This is a genomic window from Nocardia sp. NPDC050378, assembly GCF_040655675.1.
Taxonomy (GTDB): Bacteria; Actinomycetota; Actinomycetes; order Mycobacteriales; family Mycobacteriaceae; genus Nocardia; species Nocardia coubleae.
In genome coordinates this window covers 165,940-184,453 of the sequence record NZ_JBFAKI010000003.1, presented here as the reverse complement: position 1 = coordinate 184,453, position 18,514 = coordinate 165,940, and the positions used below count along the sequence as shown (strand labels likewise).

General features: G+C 67.3%; 17 protein-coding genes. 8 read left to right on the top strand and 9 right to left on the bottom strand.

The annotated features are described in order from the left end of the window. Positions 1 to 152 precede the first annotated feature (152 nt). Positions 153 to 1,274, top strand: a complete 1,122-nt coding sequence (locus AB0I35_RS08575; RefSeq protein WP_357395180.1) for a citrate synthase 2 — start codon at positions 153 to 155, stop codon at positions 1,272 to 1,274. A 260-nt stretch (positions 1,275 to 1,534) separates the two neighbouring features. Here the strand turns inward: AB0I35_RS08575 and AB0I35_RS08570 are convergent, their stop codons facing one another. The 3 genes from AB0I35_RS08570 to AB0I35_RS08560 all read right to left on the bottom strand — a co-directional run bounded on the left by AB0I35_RS08570 (position 1,535) and on the right by AB0I35_RS08560 (position 4,865). Next, complete coding sequence (locus tag AB0I35_RS08570) at positions 1,535 to 2,536, bottom strand: LppA family lipoprotein (RefSeq protein ID WP_357395179.1); 1,002 nt, start codon at positions 2,534 to 2,536, stop codon at positions 1,535 to 1,537. 131 nt (positions 2,537 to 2,667) lie between these two features. Further along, on the bottom strand, positions 2,668 to 4,536 hold the full coding sequence (locus tag AB0I35_RS08565; protein ID WP_357395178.1) for an alpha/beta hydrolase: 1,869 nt from the start codon (positions 4,534 to 4,536) through the stop codon (positions 2,668 to 2,670). An 8-nt stretch (positions 4,537 to 4,544) separates the two neighbouring features. After that, positions 4,545 to 4,865, bottom strand: a complete 321-nt coding sequence (locus AB0I35_RS08560) for a hypothetical protein (RefSeq protein WP_357395177.1) — start codon at positions 4,863 to 4,865, stop codon at positions 4,545 to 4,547. Positions 4,866 to 4,974: 109 nt separating this feature from the next. Between AB0I35_RS08560 and AB0I35_RS08555 the strand changes: the two genes are divergently transcribed. Then, positions 4,975 to 5,487, top strand: coding sequence for a hypothetical protein (locus AB0I35_RS08555; protein WP_357395176.1), 513 nt, complete (start codon positions 4,975 to 4,977; stop codon positions 5,485 to 5,487). A gap of 170 nt (positions 5,488 to 5,657) precedes the next feature. Here the strand turns inward: AB0I35_RS08555 and AB0I35_RS08550 are convergent, their stop codons facing one another. Next, a complete protein-coding gene (locus AB0I35_RS08550; protein WP_357395175.1) occupies positions 5,658 to 6,293 on the bottom strand; it encodes a hypothetical protein in 636 nt (211 codons plus the stop codon). Positions 6,294 to 6,532: 239 nt separating this feature from the next. On the opposite strand from AB0I35_RS08550, the gene serC reads away from it, so the two are divergent. From serC to AB0I35_RS08535, 3 genes are all read left to right on the top strand, one after another. After that, positions 6,533 to 7,654: a phosphoserine transaminase gene (gene serC, locus AB0I35_RS08545; protein ID WP_067492426.1), complete on the top strand. Its 1,122-nt coding sequence runs from the start codon at positions 6,533 to 6,535 to the stop codon at positions 7,652 to 7,654. Positions 7,655 to 8,054: 400 nt separating this feature from the next. Further along, positions 8,055 to 9,128, top strand: a complete 1,074-nt coding sequence (gene sepH, locus AB0I35_RS08540; RefSeq protein WP_357395174.1) for a septation protein SepH — start codon at positions 8,055 to 8,057, stop codon at positions 9,126 to 9,128. A gap of 138 nt (positions 9,129 to 9,266) precedes the next feature. Next, on the top strand, positions 9,267 to 9,983 hold the full coding sequence (locus AB0I35_RS08535) for a hypothetical protein (RefSeq protein WP_357395173.1): 717 nt from the start codon (positions 9,267 to 9,269) through the stop codon (positions 9,981 to 9,983). On the opposite strand, the gene AB0I35_RS08530 is transcribed toward AB0I35_RS08535, so the two are convergent. After that, a complete protein-coding gene (locus AB0I35_RS08530; RefSeq protein ID WP_357395172.1) occupies positions 9,957 to 10,253 on the bottom strand; it encodes a DUF2537 domain-containing protein in 297 nt (98 codons plus the stop codon). The two genes, AB0I35_RS08535 and AB0I35_RS08530, sit on opposite strands and share 27 nt — an antisense overlap. Beyond that, positions 10,250 to 11,053, bottom strand: a complete 804-nt coding sequence (locus AB0I35_RS08525; RefSeq protein ID WP_357395171.1) for an RNA methyltransferase — start codon at positions 11,051 to 11,053, stop codon at positions 10,250 to 10,252. The genes AB0I35_RS08530 and AB0I35_RS08525 overlap by 4 nt, the downstream gene beginning before the upstream one ends. 25 nt (positions 11,054 to 11,078) lie before the next feature. Here AB0I35_RS08525 and AB0I35_RS08520 point away from each other — a divergent pair, with 25 nt between their 5' ends. Then, entirely contained in the window at positions 11,079 to 11,465 is a 387-nt protein-coding gene (locus tag AB0I35_RS08520; RefSeq protein WP_067492416.1) for a YccF domain-containing protein, read from the top strand. On the opposite strand, the gene AB0I35_RS08515 is transcribed toward AB0I35_RS08520, so the two are convergent. Then, positions 11,466 to 11,897, bottom strand: coding sequence for a MarR family transcriptional regulator (locus tag AB0I35_RS08515; protein ID WP_067492414.1), 432 nt, complete (start codon positions 11,895 to 11,897; stop codon positions 11,466 to 11,468). Positions 11,898 to 11,965: 68 nt separating this feature from the next. Between AB0I35_RS08515 and AB0I35_RS08510 the strand changes: the two genes are divergently transcribed. Then, positions 11,966 to 12,226: a DUF2530 domain-containing protein gene (locus tag AB0I35_RS08510; protein ID WP_357395170.1), complete on the top strand. Its 261-nt coding sequence runs from the start codon at positions 11,966 to 11,968 to the stop codon at positions 12,224 to 12,226. Here the strand turns inward: AB0I35_RS08510 and AB0I35_RS08505 are convergent. Further along, positions 12,223 to 14,256, bottom strand: coding sequence for a neutral/alkaline ceramidase (locus AB0I35_RS08505; protein WP_357395169.1), 2,034 nt, complete (start codon positions 14,254 to 14,256; stop codon positions 12,223 to 12,225). The genes AB0I35_RS08510 and AB0I35_RS08505 overlap by 4 nt on opposite strands. A 119-nt stretch (positions 14,257 to 14,375) precedes the next feature. On the opposite strand from AB0I35_RS08505, the gene AB0I35_RS08500 reads away from it, so the two are divergent. Beyond that, positions 14,376 to 15,002 carry a TetR family transcriptional regulator gene (locus AB0I35_RS08500; RefSeq protein WP_357395168.1) on the top strand — a complete coding sequence of 209 codons (627 nt, stop codon included), beginning with the start codon at positions 14,376 to 14,378 and terminating at the stop codon, positions 15,000 to 15,002. Here the strand turns inward: AB0I35_RS08500 and AB0I35_RS08495 are convergent. Further along, the gene (locus AB0I35_RS08495) at positions 14,999 to 18,001 is read right to left on the bottom strand and encodes an ATP-binding protein (protein WP_357395461.1); all 3,003 of its coding nucleotides are present in this window, start codon (positions 17,999 to 18,001) and stop codon (positions 14,999 to 15,001) included. The genes AB0I35_RS08500 and AB0I35_RS08495 overlap by 4 nt on opposite strands. Positions 18,002 to 18,514 lie beyond the last annotated feature (513 nt).

Sequence of the window (18,514 nt, the reverse complement as noted above, 5' to 3'; positions counted from 1 at the left end):
CGGCGTCGGACAGGGTTACGGAAGGCTGCGCGGCGGGCTCGGTCGCGGCCGCCGAGGACGGGTCGAGTTCACGCATAGGGGCGACGTTACTCCGCAGTACCAGCGGGTCTATCGTTGCGAAAGATCGGCCTGCCCCTGCAAGGAGAGTCACCATGACCGCGAGCTCGGTACCACAGGATTTCGTCAGCGGATTGGAAGGCGTGGTGGCCTTCACCACCGATATCGCCGAGCCCGACAAGGACGGTGGCGCCCTACGGTACCGCGGCGTCGACATCGAGGATCTGGTCGCCAACCGGGTGACCTTCGGTGATGTGTGGGCGCTGCTCGTCGACGGTCAGTTCGGTCGCGGCCTGCCGCCCGCCGAACCGTTCCCGCTGCCCGTACACACCGGCGACGTGCGCGTCGACGTGCAGGCCGGCCTGGCCATGCTCGCCCCGATCTGGGGTTACGAGCCGCTGCTCGACATCGATGACGAGACCGCCCGCGAGAACCTCGCCCGCGCCTCGGTGATGGCGCTGTCGTATGTGGCGCAGTCCGCGCGCGGCATCTACCAGCCCGCCGTTCCGCAGCGCAAGATCGACGAGTGCACCACCGTCACCGAGCGGTTCATGACCCGCTGGAAGGGTGACCCGGATCCGCGCCACACCGAGGCGATCGACGCCTACTGGGTGTCGGCCGCCGAGCACGGCATGAACGCCTCCACCTTCACCGCCCGCGTCATCGCCTCCACCGGCGCCGATGTGGCGGCGTCGCTGTCGGGTGCGATCGGCGCCATGTCGGGTCCGCTGCACGGCGGTGCGCCCGCCCGCGTGCTCCCGATGATCGAGGAAGTCGAAAAGACCGGCGACGCAAGGGCTCTGGTGAAGGGCATCCTCGACCGCAAAGAGAAGCTGATGGGCTTCGGCCACCGCGTCTACCGCGCCGAGGACCCCCGCGCCCGCGTGCTGCGCGCCACCGCCAAGCGCCTGGCCGCCCCCCGCTACGAAGTAGCCGCCGCCCTCGAACAGGCCGCCCTCGCCGAACTGCGCGAACGCCGCCCCGACCGCGCCATCGAAACCAACGTCGAATTCTGGGCCGCGGTCATCCTCGACTTCGCCGAGGTCCCCGCCCACATGATGCCCGCCATGTTCACCTGCGGCCGCACCGCCGGCTGGTGCGCCCACATCCTCGAACAGAAGCAGCTGGGCAAGCTCGTCCGCCCCGCCGCCATCTACACCGGGCCGGGTCCGCGCAAGCCGGAGGAAGTCGCCGGCTGGTCCGCCATCTCGGACTGACCCCGTCCTTTCCAGACCGGGCACCGACTATTGGTGCCCGGTCTTTTGGTTCACCGTCCTCGCTGAACCGGACTGCCACTCCCCCGAAATTTGAACGCCTTTTCACAGGGTGCTGCGGTGTCAGGGCCGGGAATGGCTTCGAAAGCTGCTTCGATGCCGAAGTAACCGACAGAGATTTTCACCGGCAAGTGATGTGTCGTTGATCGCCACGTGCTACTCCAACCATGCGAATTATCGGCGGACATCGAGACTTATCGCGGTCACGACGTCGGCAGAGGTGCGAGCGTCGGGTACGGAACCCGGCCAGCGGGGGTCTGAACTGCCGACCGATGCAGGCGCGGATCGTCGGCCAGCCGACATCCGGTCTGGGCAGAGATAGTGATCGTGCGCTGATCATTCCGCACGGAAATCCGCGCACCGTCTTCCGAGTTGACGAAGGTCTGGGTGTAGTTCCCGGGCATCTCGCTGACCACGGGAGGAGTCGCACCGAAACGAGCTGCGACGTCTCGGGCACGATCGGTGACCTGTTGCCAACCTTCGTCCGCAATCGTGGCGTGGGATACGACCTGGTAGTCCTCCAGAATCAGCACGGTTCCCTCCGTTCGGTCGTAGGGAATCCCGCACGATTTCGGTCGATACGACTCCGCGAACCCCCACTCGAAGGTCGGGCGAGGAGTAAAACTGCTTGCAGCCGAACCGATTTCCTCCACCGCTGCACGCATATCGGTGAATTCGGACTCGAGGCTGCGACGCTCGAGCAGGCGCTGTTGAGCGTCAACGGTTTCCTCGGGTCCAGTCGGATTCGGCCGACTGTCGAGCTGCGCAGCGGACAACCGACAGCCGACCTGCGTGTCGATCGAGATCCCGCTGTGCCTGCTCATCGAGACCTTTGTTCCATCGGCTGCGTTGTAGAAGACGCCATTCTCCGGTGTCTCGGTGGCTAGCGCACCAATGCGGCCCGCGATGTCCTGAACACGCTGAGTGAACTGCCGCCATACGTGCTCGGGGACTTCCACAGACGGAGCAGAACGATAACTCTCGAGGCCGATCATCACCGCACCAGTCTGGTCGTACGGCTTGAAACATTGTTCGGTGCTGAGGTGGTCGCTCTTGGACCATTCGAAGGTAATCCCAGGAAGCAACTCAGCCGCGACAGCAGCGATTTCCATTGTGATCGATCTCATCGCAGTGAACTCCTGCTCCATGCTCGGGCGCTGGCGCAGCCGCTCCAAGGCGGCGGCAGTTTCTTCCGGACCGGTCACGGTCGGATGAGTACGCGCCGCGTCACAGCCGAGAACAAGCGTCGATGCCGCCAAACACATCATGACCGCCGTCAGCCCGCGAGTTCTCGGGGTTCGGCTCGGGGGCCAGGCCGCTCTCGAAAATCGGGCCATCAGCTGGTTTTCGGGTTGGTGGCATTTTCAGGCAGACCCGCGACGATTGCGGCGAGGTTGTAACCGGAACGGTGGAGGTTTCCGGTGCTGCCATCCGTACGTCCGTACTCGGAGTGCGGGTTCTCAGCGCCACTCGAGTAATACTCACCGTCAACGGTGATCGGGTCGGTACTGAGGTGCGTGACCCAGGGCATTCCGTCCGGGCTACGGCCGAACGAGTCCAGATTGCCCACGATCTCGCCGTGCTCGGTCATCTCGTACACATGGCCATCCTGCAGCCCGAGATCGCCCGCGTTCTCCACCGCATCGTTGAGTCCAAGGTTGGTGATCGGTGAACCGATTCCGTTCAGGCCTGGTAGGCCAGGAACATCGGCGCCCAGTCCTGGTGATCCGTAGAACACGACATCGTCGACGACACCCGACTGTTGCTGCAGTGCATGACTGGTCGCCAACGATCCGTAGGAGTGCCCGAGCGCAGTGATGTGAGGGTCATTCTTCTCACTGGCGACATCGAGACCTGAATAGAACGACGACAACGGCTGCGCCGCTTCTTGTGCTCGACCTTCGTTGGTCACGTTGATCATGTCCGGTTCGACGTCGGACAGGCTCCCCATCCCACCCTGCGGCGGATCATAACCAAACCAAGCGACCGAGGCGATTTCCTCACCCTCACGACCGGCCGCCTTCAACTGGCTCTGAGACGTGTCGATCATCTTCTCGGCCTCGCCCATCATGCCGCCGTGCGGATTCTTCGGCTCCCCACCGCCGAGAAGTGTGGAGTCCAGATTCGAGCCGAGACCGGGTGTGGTCACCGAAATGTGGTCCGCGGTGTCAGGATTGCCGACCGACACGGCAGCACGACCCTGGCGGCCGGACTGCATATCGAGAGCCATCAGGTAGCGGGGCGGATTGGACGAAGACGGGCTATCCCCGACTGCGGCGCTGACAGCGGCGAGGTCCTTGAGTTTCTGATTTGTCCGATCCAGCTCGGTTCGTGCGTTGCCGATTTCCGACATGTCGCCGGTCGTCGCCGCCTGTGTTGTAGCTGCGGCGACAGCCGCCTCGTATTTCGCTCGGTCGGCTTCGAGCCGTGCCCGTTCGGGCTCGAGCATCGCCCGGTTCGCGGCGTCTCTCACCTCAGCAGGCAAGCCATCGAGGTTGCCGATCGAACCCGGGGAGTTCGTTGCGATCTCCCTCTTCTGCTCGCTCGTGAGTGAATCCCACCAAGCCCGGTTATCCTGCGCTGTACCGCCTCTCGGTGGCTGAGGGGTTCCGGTCTTCGATGTGCTCTCGTTACCGAACGAATCCGGTGTCGGGAGGTTGTCGAACGCTGCTTCAATTGCCCGCTTCGCCGCCGCGTCCGCATTGACGGCGCCAGTCAACGCGTCTTTGACCCACATGGTGTGGTTCTTGGCGGACACCTCCAGCGCCGCGATTCCAACGTTGTACTTGTCCGCGACCACCGCCGAATCCGTCGATTCGCTCGCCACAGCCGAGTACAGGCGTTGCTTCGCAGATTCACTGATTACGCATGTGCCGTCGTCACGGACCTCCAAGCCCTTGGCAATCGCATCAGCCTTTTTCGATGCAAGAAATCCCTGCGCGGAGCTGATCGTCCACTGCGCCGACGTCGCGGCGTCGCGACCACGCTCCAGCGCATCAACGATATGAACGGCCTTCTGGTGGACTTCGTTGTACCGGGTGCGCATCGCGTCGCCCGTCTCGCGCCGGAATGTTTCATGTGAGGCGTCGACCGCGATGTATTGAGCGTCGATCGCGGCTCGCAATTCACTTGCTTGGCGCGTGAACTCGGTCGCCTGCGCGGCGAACGCGATCGGTTTCCACGACTCGACCAGCGGGACCGTCAAGTGCTGACTCATCGTTCGCCTGCCCCCTGCAACGCGCCGGCGAATGCTTCATCCTGTTGTTGGAACGTGATCACGGCGGCGATTGTTTTGCCGCTCAGCTCGGCCAATGCTGTTCCCACCGCTGACATCGCCTTGTCGACGCGACGTGCCGCAACCTGGTACGCCGGTGGAGTATCGCCGTTGGGCATGCACTCGTAGACGCCATCGGCAAGGGCCCCTCCCTTGGCGATGAGCTGGATTGCCTGGCCGGCGGTCCCCATCTCTGCCGCGAGGACGCGCACAGCATCCGGGTCGAGATCAAAGGTCTCTGCACTCGGTGTCGGACTCATCAACGGTTCCCTCCCCCATGAGGTGCGGCCACGCTCCCCATCGCATCTGCCTCCCGGCCACTATAAGCTCCGCAAGCACCGCGAGGATGATCGATAGGGGAACAACATCATGACCGGCGCACTCGATCCGTTGGACGCAAACACCGGGAGGCTTCAATCTGGTCTCACCCGCCCCGCGGCTGCGAACTCGGATGGGGGGATCGCGTCGGTGCAGGTCAACGCCGACGGATCCATCGCCGCGATCCATCTGACGGACACAGCCCGCCGCCTCGACCCCGACTCACTCGTCGCAGCGATTACTCGTCTCCACGGCGAAGCACTGGCCGAATCGCGTCGATCGATCAATGCCGCGATCGCCGCACTCGACAACGATCCTCGCCTACGTGCTCAGCGAGAGCGCTATGTCGACGCGCTCGACCAACCACTCCCGCCGCAGCCACTGCTTTCTCCGAGTCAGACCCACGCGCCGTCGCCTCGGCCCCAAGCACAGCATTTCGCTCCCGATCAGGCGGGTTGGCCTACGGCGGCAGCACCGACCGCAGCCTCATCTCGACGTGGTCCAACACAAGAAGATGACGATGCCGACGATGAGTACTTCCGTCGGCAGTCCTGGCTCGAGTAGGACTGACCAGGTCAGTGGCGGCCGTACATCATGGCAACGGGCCGAGAACTCCAGAATGTCGCGCAGCGTCCTCCGGGATCATCACTGCATGCTCAGTTCATCACCGCAGGTCCGAACATTCACTGAGAGGCACCCCAGCGGCCGCCACCGGCCTGCGATCAGTAAGACGTTCAGCGCAGGGAAGTGAAGTCGACGGCTACCGAGGCGCCTCGATCGACGGTGAAGAACGCAGCCTTCAGTTGGGTGCCCAGTTCTATTTGGCCGACGGCGGTCAAGGGGACGGGTTGGATGAGGCGGACTCGCCAGGGGGTTGGTTCGTCCCAGGCTCGGAGTTCCAGGTCGAGGCGTAGGACCGGGTCTTCGCGGGCGGTGTAGTCGGTGGCGACGGGGGCTACCGCGAGGACTGTGGCTTCGGCGCGGCGGCCGTTGGCGAGAATCTTGGCGGTGGAGCCGGGGGTGGATTTCGTTTGTTCGGGGAGGTACAGGACGACGCGGTCGGGGTCGCCGGGGTCGACGCGGCAGCCGATGGTGTCGCCGGGGCGCATCCATTCCAGGTCCTGGCTACGGATCCGTTGCCGTACGCGCACGTCGTAGGGCAGCTCGTCGGGCAATTGGACCCGCACGCTGAACCGATAGCCACCCTCGCCCCGGCGCGACCACACCGAAAGCACGGTGGCACTGGCTGGCAGCCCCCTGAGCAGCAGTTCCCGGCGCGCCCCCTCCGACAGCAAGCCCGGCCGCCGACCGAAAACCCACAGCCACCGGTCGAGCAGGTTCCGTCCCGAATCGACCGCGAGCAGACTCATAGCGGAAGAGTACTGCCAACTACGTTGGCGCCAGGGCAAATTCCCCGCACCCGGACCGGTGACCCGGCGGACAGAGCATCCGGATGTCGACAACGCGGCGCGCCGAGAGGCAGCGTCCACGCCCGCCCGGCCGGTCGGCGGGCGGGGGCACCGGCAGGATCCCCGGTCGGACGTGGGGCGGCTCACAGACCCGCACCCACCGCGACCACCGTCATCCGCCCACCACTAAACTCCCCCGCATGACCAGTGCGTTCCCGACAATTCCCGCCGACCTCAAGCCCGCCGACGGACGGTTCGGCTGCGGCCCGTCCAAGGTCCGCCCGGAGCAGCTGCAGTCGCTGGTGACTGTCGGCGCCTCGGTCTTCGGCACCTCGCATCGCCAGAAGCCGGTCAAGGACGTGGTGGCGCGGGTGCGCAACGGCCTGCGCGAGCTGTTCTCGCTGCCCGAGGGCTACGAGGTGGTGCTCGGTAACGGCGGCACCACCGCGTTCTGGGACGCGGCCGCCTTCGGCCTGATCCGCGAGCGTTCGCTGCACCTGACCAACGGCGAGTTCTCCTCGAAGTTCGCCTCCGTCGCCAAGGGCAACCCCTTCATCGGTGACCCGATCGTGGTGTCGTCGGAGCCGGGCAGCGCACCCGAGCCCGTGTCGGACCCGAGCGTCGACCTGATCGGCTGGGCCCACAACGAGACCTCGACCGGTGTGTCCATCCCGGTGTCGCGCCCGGCCGGTTCGGAGAACGCGCTGATCGCCATCGACGCCACCTCCGGCGCGGGCGGTCTGCCGGTGAACATCGCCGACTCCGACGTGTACTACTTCGCCCCGCAGAAGTGCTTCGCCGCCGACGGTGGCCTGTGGGTCGCGATCATGAGCCCGGCCGCGCTGGCCCGCGTGGAGGAGATCAAGGCCTCGGGTCGCTGGACCCCGGAGTTCCTCTCGCTGCCCGTCGCCATCGACAACAGCACCAAGGACCAGACCTACAACACCCCGGCCATCGCCACCCTGCTGCTGTTCGCCGACCAGATCGAGTGGATGAACACCAACGGCGGCCTGGACTGGACCGTGAAGCGCACCCTCGACTCGTCCTCGCGCCTCTACACCTGGGCCGAGCAGAGCTCCTTCGCCACCCCGTACGTCACCGATCCGGCGCATCGTTCGCAGGTCGTCGGCACCATCGACTTCGACGATTCGGTCGACGCCGCCCAGGTGGCGAAGATCCTGCGGGCCAACGGCATCGTCGACACCGAGCCGTACCGCAAGCTGGGCCGCAACCAGCTGCGTGTGGGCATGTTCCCGGCGATCGACCCGGAAGACGTTTCCCAGCTGACCCGTTCCATCGACTGGGTTGTCGGTCAGCTGTAATTCTGTCGGCGCCGTCTTGTTTGGCGGCGCCTGCGGCACTGCGGGGTTTGCGCCCACTATGACCGGGAGTTGCGGGCACGATTTTTGTTCCTTCGTCGCAAAAATCGCACCCGCAACTCCCGGTCGGCGCAAACCCATTCAGTATTCGCCTCCGGTTGACACGCTTCGCAAAGTTCGCATTCTGCGGAGGGTTCGCGACTGTCAGCACCGATGACCCATCACCAAAGTGCCTGCATGCGTGCGGGATTCGTGTAACGAGCCGATCAGATTAGCCGCCCGGGGTGCCCGCGTGCGCGATTTGGGCGTGCGTGTCTGCTGCCGCGGCCAAGTAATGTGCACTACTGTCTAGGAAAGTGGGCGGTGTCCTAACAGACGGAGCCGACGCGATAGGGAGGTAACGGTGCGTGAACTTCGAGTGATCGGGGTGACGCCCGACTCCACGCACATCGTGTGCAGCGACCTCGAGTCCGGCACCAAGTTCCGGCTGCCCGCCGACGACAAGCTCCGCGCGGCGGCGCGCGGCGACCTCGCACGATTCGGCCAGATCGAGATCGAAATGGAAGCGTCTATGCGTCCTAGAGATATCCAGGCCCGTATTCGCGCCGGCGCGTCCGTCGAGCAGGTCACGGCGGAGTCCGGCATGCCGGCGAGCAAAGTCGAGCGGTTCGCCTATCCGGTGTTGCTCGAGCGTGCTCGCGCCGCCGAGCTGGCGCAGAAAGCCCACCCGGTGCGCCCCGACGGCCCGGCGCTGGAAACGCTGCACGAGATCGTCACCGCGGCCTTCGCCGAGCGCGGGCACACCATCGAACACGCCGAATGGGATGCCTGGAAGGACGAAAAGGGGTTTTGGGTCGCGCAATTGCAGTGGCGGCACGGGCACTCCGAGATCGCCGCGCACTGGCGCTACCAGCCCGACGCGCACGGCGGTTCGGTCTCCCCGCTCGACGACCCGGCCAACGACCTGATCGATCCGGATTTCGGTCGCGCCCTGCGTGGTCTGGCCACCATGCCCGCACCGTCTGCCCCGGTGGTCGAGGCGCCGGTCCCGGTGGAGCCGCGTCCACGTGAGCCGATGACGCCTGCGCCGCGCCCGCAGAGCCGTCCGCAGCCCGCGCTGAACGAGTACTACGAGCAGCGCCAGGTCGCGGCAGGCGGTGGGACGGCGGCGATTCCGGCCAAGCCGGCGCCGACGGCCATGCCCGCCACGCCGATGCCTGCCTCGCCGATGCCGACCGCACCGATGCCGACCGCACCGACCCCGGCGGCCCCCAAACCGGCCGCACCGGTTCCGGCGGCGACGGCCCCCGCCGCGCCGAGCGAGCCCGCCACACCGGCGCCGCCCGCTGGGCAGCAGGACAAGCCCGCCGCCAAGCCCGAGCCGGAAAAGCCGAAGCCGGCACGCAACAAGCGGGGCAAGGCGCCGATGCCGTCCTGGGAAGACGTACTCCTGGGCGTACGCAGCTCCGGCAACTGACTGTGCACCGGCGGCCCCGAGTTCTCCCGGGAACTCGGGGCCGCGCTGGTCGACAGCCGACAGCGCAGGGGTCGAGTGCACGCCCGGCGCGGCGGCAGCCGCCGCACCACGGGTTCCGATAGCAATCGGAGGTGACACGTGAAGTCGGCTTCCACGCTTTGGTATGTCGATACCGCCGAGCCCGCCGCCGTCTTGCGCGAGCGGCCCACGTCCGATCCCGTTGCCGCGCAGGCACTGGCTGGTGAGCTGTATGCCGACAACGATGTGCGCCCGATCGTGGTCGGGACACTCGACGGCTGCGCTGGTCCGGATCGCGACGAGGTCTACATCGGGTGTTATCCCGGAGTGACGGTCGTGTGCACCGCCGAGGCCGCGCTGATCGAGCCGACCAGATTGCCCGATCTGCTCGTGCGCCCCCTCGCGTCCGAACACACCTACCTGATCTCGTTCGACACCACCGTGCACTGGGGTGCGTTCGCCCATTGGGAACGGGGGGAATTCCGGCGCTCGTTCAGCTCGACCAGGGTCGATATCCTGGAGAACGAGGGCCTGCCGATGGTGTGGGAGCGCGAGTTCTGGGCGGGCGACCATCCGGTGCCGTGGGATCGCGACGACCGACCGGGCCCGCAATCGCTGCCCTTCGATCCACCCGATTTCGCCGACGCGGCCAATGCCCACTGGCTCGGCTTCCGCCATCTCGGGGCACCCCGCCTGGGCGACCTGCCGGTCTGCGGATTCACGCTGTACCCGAAAGGCCGAGCACCTGAACCTGTGTCGACCGCGCCACCCCGGCGCGGTCTGTCCCGATGGCTGCGCAGGCCCGGTCGGCTAGCCGACGACCAGGTAGACCAGTAGCGCGAGCCAGCCGAGGGCCACTCCGACCACCGCCCCCGCGAGCACCCAGCGCACGACCGGCGTGGATCGCCACCGCCACACGGTCGGCGCGACCCCGACCACCGCGATCACGTTCACCGCGATCGCGAGCAGCGGATGCACATCGGCCAGCGCGACACCGAACGCGTACACCGCCACCGCGCCGAGCGCCGCGACCAGCGCGATCACCGTGCCGCCCAACGCCAACGGCACCGAACCCGGCCCCGCCCGATAGCGCCCGTCCGGACTCATGACGTGCGGACTCGTTCGTAGAAGGCCATCGCGGCAGCGGTGGCGACATTGAGCGAATCGGTGCCGGGCGACATGGGGATCCGTGCGCGAATGTCGGTGGCGCGCATGGCCTCTTCGGTCAGGCCGGGGCCCTCGGCGCCGAGCAGCAGGGCGACCCGCTCGCCCGTCATCGCGGTCGCCAGGTTCGCCGCCGCCGGGTTCGGGGTGAGCGCGATGATCTGGAAACCACGCTCCCGCAACAACTCCAGACCGCCCGGCCACTGCGGAATCTGGGCGAACGGCACCCGCAGCACGTGCCCCATGGAGACGCGGACCGAACGCCGGTAGAGCGGGTCGGAGCAGCGGTCACCGAACAGCACCGCGTCGGCGCCGAGCCCGGCCGCGTTGCGGAACATCGACCCCAGGTTCTCGTGATCGTTGACGCCCTCGAGCACGGCCACCGTGCGCGCACCGTCGAGCACCCCGTCGACCGTCAGCTCAGCCGGGCGCGGCGCGACCGCGAGCACACCACGATTGAGGTGGAAGCCGACCACCTGGGCCATCACCTCGGCCGTCGCCTGGTAGTAGGGCACATCGAGCCCCGCGAGGTCGTCGGCGAGTGCCTCGTAGCGTTTGGCGACACCGAGCAGCGCACTCGGGGTGAAACGCGAGTCGAGCATGCGCTGCACCACCACCACCCCCTCGGCGATCACCAGTCCCTTGCGGCCGGGCAGGTCGGGCCTGCGGTCGGCGGAGGACAGATCGCGGAAGTCGTCGACACGCGGGTCGGCGGGATCGTCGAGGGGAATTACTTCGGCCACCGGATCATCCTGGCATGCTGGATGCATGAAGCTGGTTCAGTTGATCTTGAACATTCTGTGGGTGGTGCTCTGCGGGTTCTGGATGGCAGTCGGCTACCTGTTCGCGGCGCTGATCTGCTTCGTCCTGATCGTCACGATCCCGTTCGGTATCGCGTCGTTGCGGCTGGCCGGTTACGTGCTGTGGCCGTTCGGGCGCACGGTCGTCGACAAGCCGAGCGCCGGGGCGGGGTCGCTGCTCGGCAACATCATCTGGTTCGTCTTCGCCGGTTGGTGGCTGGCGCTCGGCCACGTGTTCACCAGTGTGGCGCTGGCGGTGACGATCATCGGGCTGCCGTTCGCCTGGGCCAATCTCAAACTGGTTCCGCTGTCGCTGTTCCCGCTCGGCCACGAGGTGGTACCGCAGCAGGGCTGACTACTCCGAACCCGCGATGATCTGGTTCATGATCGCCACAGCCTGATCGAGCACCGCGAGCTGTTCCGGGCTCAGGTTGGACAGCTGCTCGGTCATCCAGGCCTCCCGCGCGTGAGTCTCGTCGGCGACCAACGCCCGGCCGGCCGGTGACAGCGACACGATGATCTGGCGCCCGTCGGTGGGATGCGGTCTGCGCTGAACCAGCTCGAGGTCGGCGAGGGAGGCGATCACGCGGGTCATCGACGGCGGCTGCACGCGCTCCTTGCCCGCGAGATTGCCGGGCGTCATCGCGCCGTCGCGAGCGAGGGTGGCCAGGGCCGACAGCTGCGTGAGCGAGATCTGCGCCTCGGCACGGCGGCCGCGCAGGTGTCGCGTGAGCCGCACAACCGCCAGCGAGAGATCACCGGCGAGGGCACGGACGTCGGATGGCACTGTCACAGTGCAGAACTCTACGGTACGGCTGTGCCCGCTGATGAGTTTCAGGGCGCTACTGTTTGGGTATGGACGCCGGACCCGTCAGCCGCGAGATGCCGCACCTGCCACGCAGCCTGGTCGATCCGCGCCCGGTCGTGCTGATCGGCTTCGCCGCCTGGGCGGTGGCGACCGTGCTGGCTTTCGTGGTCCCGGCCTGGGCCGATGCCCGGTCGGTGTGCCTGATGGGCCTGTTCGTCGGCGTGCTCGGCTCATCGATCTGGCTGGCACAGCGGCGGTCGGCCCTGCGGGGCGACAAGGGCGCCCAGGTGGGCCTCACCGAGGACTAGACGACCTCGAACTCGTCGCTGGTCCCGGTGAACGGGCGCAGCACGCCGTCGGCGCCGAGCGCGTCGGCGAAGTGCACGAACCGGTGCGTTCCCGGTTCCGCGCCGGCCGGGATGTCCCAGACGAAACGGGCGATCGAGACCGCCGCGTCCTGCTTCCGCCAGTGGAATCGCACCTCCCACTCCCCCTCGTTGGCCACCCGGAGCCAGCCGTTCCCGGTTCGGCGCTGCACCTCGAGGAAGGTACCGCCGCGACGCGGATTGTGTTTCGGATGGGCCGAGACGAATTCGGCCTCCACCCGGCTGCCGCGAGCGGTGCGCCCGGGCTGACGCACGACATCACCGAAATTCCGGCCGGACGGTGTCGCGTCCGGACCCGGCGCGGCGGCGAGATTCGGCTGCAAAGCGGAGACGTCGCGCGGTGCGGGACCGCGACCCGGAACCGCGCCCGCCACGAAAACCTCCGCCAGCCTGGTGAATTCCTGCACATACGCGCACAACGTGTAGCGGCCGAACAGCGTTGACGCGCCTTCGTACTGTTGCGCGTCGTACTCCTCCGGTGTGGTGACGTATTGGTGGTAGGCATTCGAATAACCCTGCAACAGCACCTGTTCCACGCCGACACCGAGCGCCTGTGCGACCGCTCGCCGCACGCGCAAGCCTGCGACGATGGTGAACTCGGCTCCGGCGGCGGCCACGTAGAGGTCGCCGAGCCGGATCAGCTGAAGCGGAACCACATTCGGCACCCATGGCACCGGAGGCATCAACCCGAGCGGCGCGAAGATCGCCTTGGGCGCCTGCGCGTCGGCCAGCCAGGCCGGGTGGGGATGGTCGATTCCGCCGAGAAAGTCCACCAGCGGGTTACGTACGCCCTCGGGAATGGGTCCGCCGGGCAGGCCGGGGCCGTCCTCCACGCTGCCCGCGGCCAGCGAGAGGCCCGCGGCGGCCGGTGCGGTGCGGTGTGGTGCCCCGTCGGGGGTGAAGCGGCCCTCGACCGTCACGGCCGCGAGATCGACGTAGCACAGCAGCGAATCGATCGCGCTCGTGATCGGTACGGCCTGGGCGGCGGCGGCTCGCGAGGCGGTGTACTGGCGTTCGCCGATGATCCGGGTGTTGTCGAACTCGTCGTCGGTCGGGCCGATGCCCGGCGCGAGCGCGAGGTTCGGGGACATGTCACCGGCATTGGTCTGCACGAACGCGGCCAGATACGACGGCTCGCCGTCGAGATGGCGCACGCCGTGCTCCAGGTGCTCGGCGGCGTAACTGGCGTAGCCCTTGTTGTCGGAGCTGATGAGCCGGTTCTTGTTGGTCATCGACGTGTTGTGGGTGGCGAACCAGGTGAGCGCGCCGACCTCCTTCGCACCCCGGCGGAAGACGAGGGCGGTGACCGCCGGATCGATCGCGTCCGGGAAAGCCGCGCGGTCTTCGGCCGGATTGCGGTCGAAAGCCACCCGCGAACGGTTCACGCTCGCGTCGCGCAATTCGGCGCGGCCGAGCGCCACCGTGCCCGGCGCGAGGTCGGCGTCGGCGGCGACGATCGCCTCGACGATGCCGTCGACTTCGGCGTCGTAGACCTGTTGCTGAAATCCGAGCGTCGCGAGCGTATAGGCGTAATCGTGCGCGGAACCGCCACAACTGGAATGCGTGTGAGTCGAAGTGAGGACGACATTTCGTTCGGTATACCGATCACCGAATCGGCGCGCCAGCGCGAGCAGCACACCACGGTGCACGGACTGGAACAACGCACCGTTCTCCACCGCGACGAACGCGACCCGATTTCCGCCCGATTCGATCACGAACGCGCGCGCTCGCGGACGCAGATGAATTCCCGCGGTGGTCTGTTCGAGTTGTGAGTAGCCCATCATGCCGCATTCCGCCGCGGGACCCGTGAGATCGGCGCTACCGAGCCCGAATTCGAATCCACCGCGCGCGGATTCGGCGTGCGCCTTCGACGCTCCGTGAGCTCCCATCGCCGCGACGAGGGGCACCCCCAGCGTCGAGGCGGCCAGCACGGTACGACGGTTCACAGGCATCCGAACAGCTCCTTCACGGGTGATGTGACGCAGACAACCATACAACTGGTCGCCTGTCCAGGAATTCGGCGCGGTTCGGCGAATTGACTGTTCGCGACGTGAGCGCTTAACTCGCACAGGTGTCCTCCCGATTGAGCGTCGAAGAACGACGAGCCCACCTGATAGAGGCAGCGATCGGTCTCGCCGAGAAAAAGGGCGTGGCGGGCGTGACCACACGCGATGTCGCCCAAGCGGCGGGCGTGTCGCTCGGTGTGGTGCATTACTGTTTCGAAAACAAGGACGCGCTGATGACCGAGCTGGTCAAAGCGCTCTCGATGGAATTACGCGATTCCGTCGACGCGGATGAAACTGTCTGGGCCGATACCGGAACAGGAAAAGAAGCGCTTCAGAAATTGGTTCGTCAGGGGCTGGAACTGATGTGGCGCAACATCGAGGCCACCCCGGAACGTCAGCTGCTCACCTACGAGACCACCACTTACGCGCTGCGCGAGGGTGAGTCGACCCCGGCCAAACTCGCCATCGCCCGGGAACAGTACAAGTTCAACGACAGCACCGTCGCCGACGTGATGGACCACTGCCGCGACGCCACCGGCTGCGACTGGAACATCCCGCTGCCCCAGCTGAGCCGCTTCATCCTCAGCGTCATCGATGGCATCGTGCTGCGCTGGCTCGTCGACGACGACAGCGACGCGGTGCAGGCCCAGCTCGACCTGCTCGCCGAGATGGTCACCGCGCACGCGAACTAACCGCGCGGCACCTGCGCGTGCACGGTGCCGTCGGCGTCCCACCACGGCACCCGGACCGTGCCCGAGAACTCGCCGCGCAGGAATACCTCGAGGACTTCGTGCAGCACGAGGGCGCCGGTGGTGTGCGGCGGTGACCACAGCTGCCGCAGCACCACGCCGAGCGGTTCCGTGGCCCAGTCACTCTGCCTGCCCGCACCGAGCACCTCGGCGCTCACCTGGTCCGACACCAGTGGCAGGTCGAGCAGGGTGGCGAGGGCCTCGGCATGTTCCGGGTCGCCTACCACCAGGCGCTCGGCCGGGATGACGAGGCCGAAGCAGGGCCGATCGAGGACCATGGCCGTCTCGGCGTCGACCACTGTTCCCGCCAGCGTCCTGACCTGGTCGGGGAGGTCGAGTTCACGCGGGTCGAGCGCGCCGGACGCGACGGCGGCGGCCAGGCGGGCATGAGTACGCGAAACCGTGTCGGAGGTCGGGTTTTTCGACGGGTCGGCCAGGGCGTCGAGGAGTTCCTCGGCCAGCTCGGGGGTCATCACGTCGGCGCGGACGAGGACCTGGCGTAGGGCGTCGGGGTCGGCGGCTGTGAAAGGTGGGAGCAGACCAGCGAATTCGGTGTCGTCCGGGTGACGGTAGCGGCCGAGGGGGATGCCGTCGATGTGGGCGTGGCGGTGCAGCCACCAGGTGGTGTAACCGTCGCGGTCGGCGAGGAGGGCACGGGTGCGTGGTTCCGCGAGCAGGGTGCGCAGGGCCCGCGGCCAGCGGGTGTCGTCGACCAGGTCGAGATCGCGGACGGCGACGAGTTCGCGTGGGTCTTCGGGAAGGCTGTTCCACCAGGCGGATTCGTCGTCCAGGTCGTGATCGGGACCGAGCGGGTCGGGGTCGGTGAGGACAGCGAAGTCCCAGCCCACACCGATCGCGCGCAAAGCCTGCTCGCCGAACTCGGCGACCGTCGCCTCGGCGACCGTACCGAAGGGCGAGTCGTCGATCAGTACCTCGGCCAGCGGTGCGCCGGGGAGGAGGAGTTCGTCGGCCGGACGCGATTCGCCCGTGTCGTCGGGCAGTTCGAGCAGGCCGAGCCAGTCGGGAAGCTCGTCGGTGCTCACGAACTGGGCCAGTTGCAGGACCGCGCTGACGGTGTCCGGGTCGGCCGGGTCGTGTTCGAGGAGGTCGCGCAAGCCGGGATCGGTGAGCAGGTCGGTGGCCGAGGCGCTGCGGGCGCCGAGGCGGGCCAGCAGCGGGTGGGTGGCGTCCGGGTGTACCAGGCGGGCCCAGTGGACCGGGACGGCGACGGTGAGCTGGTCGTCGAGGACGACGGTGCGCGGGCCGGTGACGAGGCGACCGTCGGCCAGGGGGACGGCCAGTGCACCGAACTCCTCGGCTGTCCCCGAATCGGTGACGAAGGGTTCCAGCGTGGAGTAGAAAGTGCGCCACCAGTGCGGGTCTCGGTCGAGGCCGGTGGTGAGGTCGGCCAGGGCCGCCGACGAAAGGCGGTGGACGTCGAGAACTGTCAGCTTTTCCTGCGCGGAGCGGGTCGAGAGTTCCGGGATGACCAGGGGGCCGGTGAGGTCGGCGAGGATTGCGGCCAGTTCCGGCGTCAAGTCAGGGAATACGGAGGCGCGAGTGGGGATTTCGACACTTGCCGAGCGGGTGGGTTCGGCGAGCTCGAAGGTGCCGGGGTGCCGCGCGGTACCGACGGACGAGTCGTCGAGGGCGGATACATCGGCGGTGACGATGCCCTCACCAAAGGCGTCCTGGTCGACTCCGGCAGTTGAGTTGTGGCGATCAGCGGACTCGAAATTCGGCCCGGTGAGGGCGTGGAATTCCTCTTGGCTCGAATCGAATTCGTGGTCTGAGCGGTCGCGGGTCGGGCAGACCGGGAGCCACGGGTTCGTGCGGAGTTCGGTGATGATCGCTTCGCGGAGCACGGCGTCGGCCTCGCTGCGGGCGAACGCAGGGGTCGGGACGAGGACGAGTCGGTCCTTCGGCGGTAAGGCGCGGGCGAAATCGGCATATCCCGAGGAAATCTCGTGCAGGCGAGCGCCGGGAAGGAGCCTGCGGCGGTCGGGTTGCATGGCGATGTCGGCTACGAGGATCGCCGGGAGTGACAGTTCCTCGTCGGAACGGGTGGGCGCGCGCAGGACATCCGGCGCGGCGGCGACCGGGCGACCGTTGGTCAGCGGGAGCAACCAGCGCGCACGGGCGGTGCGGTACTGCCACCAGTGTCGGGTGCCGTCGGGGCCGGTGATGGTCAGCTGGGTGAGGGTGCCCACCGGAGGGCCCACGTGACTCTTCTGCTCGGACCCCGACTTCACGCTGTGGTGTAGCGATGAGGTCGTGCTGGTGAATTCGCTGTCGGCTATGCGGATTCGGTGGAGGGCGGGGAGTTCGAGGAGGAGGTCGGGGGCCTCGGCACGCATCGAGGCGAGGAGGGCGGTGGGGTCGATGTCGTCGCGGAGGTGGACGACGACTTCGGTGTCGGCGCCCGAGGGTGGGGTGGTGGGGATGGGCCAGGCCAGGCGCAGGGCCGGTGGGGTGAGGTCTTCGGGGCGGGTGATGCCGTTGTCGTGCAGGGCGTTCAGGGTGGCGGTGCGGGAGAAGCGGATGGAACCCGTGGTGGAGCGGATCTCCACTTCGTCACCCACGGAGCGCACCGCGGTGAAGCCGACACCGAACCGGCCGACCTGCGCACCGTCGTCCTTGCCCGAGGCACGCAGTGCCGTGAGTGCGTGCACACCCGAAACACTGAGCGGTGCACCGGTATTGGCGACATGCAACCGCCGGTCCACGATCCGCACCGTCAGCTCACCGGGCACACCGCCCTGCACCGCCGCATCGGCCGCGTTCTGCGCCAGCTCGGTGAGCACCCGATCCCGGTAGCCCGCGGCGACCAGATCGGCCTCACCGGCACTGTCCTCGCGCAACCGCGTCGGCGAATCCCGCCACGCGGCAAGAACTCCGGCCCGCAGCCCCGCGGTACCGAACGGGTCCGCCCCAGCGTTCAGCGCCCCACCGACGATCCGCGCTCCCCGGCGCCCACGACGTGCGTCACACCGGAATCACCCTCGGCAGAAGCAGCATCGGCGACCGAATCCGCCGCGCCCGCGTCGGCACCTCCCGACGAATCAGCCTCGGCGTCATCAGTCTCCACGCTCGAACCCTCCGCCACGGCCGACTCGGATCGGTGCACAGCTCCGACAGCCGAAGACTCCTGCGCCGCACCGCTATCCGACTCGGCAGCCGATTCGACATTCGCCGCAGCGGCGTCGGCCGAGGTATCTACACCGGCGTCGGCGCCATTCGAGGAATCCGCCTCGACATTCCCGGTGGGCGCATCGGCAACCGCTTCAGTCGAAACACCTTCGGCCGCAGCGGAATTGGTTACGGGAGCATCCTGGGGCCGGGCGACGTCCTCGTTGTGAGTATCAGCGACATCGGCCTCGGTGACCGGCTCCGTCGGCGCAGCAGCATCGTCGGCCCGGTCGGCGGCACCGGCTTCGGTGACGACGTCAGCGGCA

What these genes read in the sequence shown, in the direction of transcription:
- AB0I35_RS08555 (WP_357395176.1), top strand. Translation starts at nt 4,975, where the DNA reads ATGACCGGCGCACTCGATCCGTTGGACGCAAACACCGGGAGGCTTCAA.
- AB0I35_RS08530 (WP_357395172.1), bottom strand. Translation starts at nt 10,253, where the DNA reads ATGAGTCCGGACGGGCGCTATCGGGCGGGGCCGGGTTCGGTGCCGTTG.
- AB0I35_RS08575 (WP_357395180.1), top strand. Translation starts at nt 153, where the DNA reads ATGACCGCGAGCTCGGTACCACAGGATTTCGTCAGCGGATTGGAAGGC.
- AB0I35_RS08560 (WP_357395177.1), bottom strand. Translation starts at nt 4,865, where the DNA reads ATGAGTCCGACACCGAGTGCAGAGACCTTTGATCTCGACCCGGATGCT.
- AB0I35_RS08520 (WP_067492416.1), top strand. Translation starts at nt 11,079, where the DNA reads ATGAAGCTGGTTCAGTTGATCTTGAACATTCTGTGGGTGGTGCTCTGC.
- serC (WP_067492426.1), top strand. Translation starts at nt 6,533, where the DNA reads ATGACCAGTGCGTTCCCGACAATTCCCGCCGACCTCAAGCCCGCCGAC.
- AB0I35_RS08505 (WP_357395169.1), bottom strand. Translation starts at nt 14,256, where the DNA reads ATGCCTGTGAACCGTCGTACCGTGCTGGCCGCCTCGACGCTGGGGGTG.
- AB0I35_RS08510 (WP_357395170.1), top strand. Translation starts at nt 11,966, where the DNA reads ATGGACGCCGGACCCGTCAGCCGCGAGATGCCGCACCTGCCACGCAGC.
- AB0I35_RS08550 (WP_357395175.1), bottom strand. Translation starts at nt 6,293, where the DNA reads ATGAGTCTGCTCGCGGTCGATTCGGGACGGAACCTGCTCGACCGGTGG.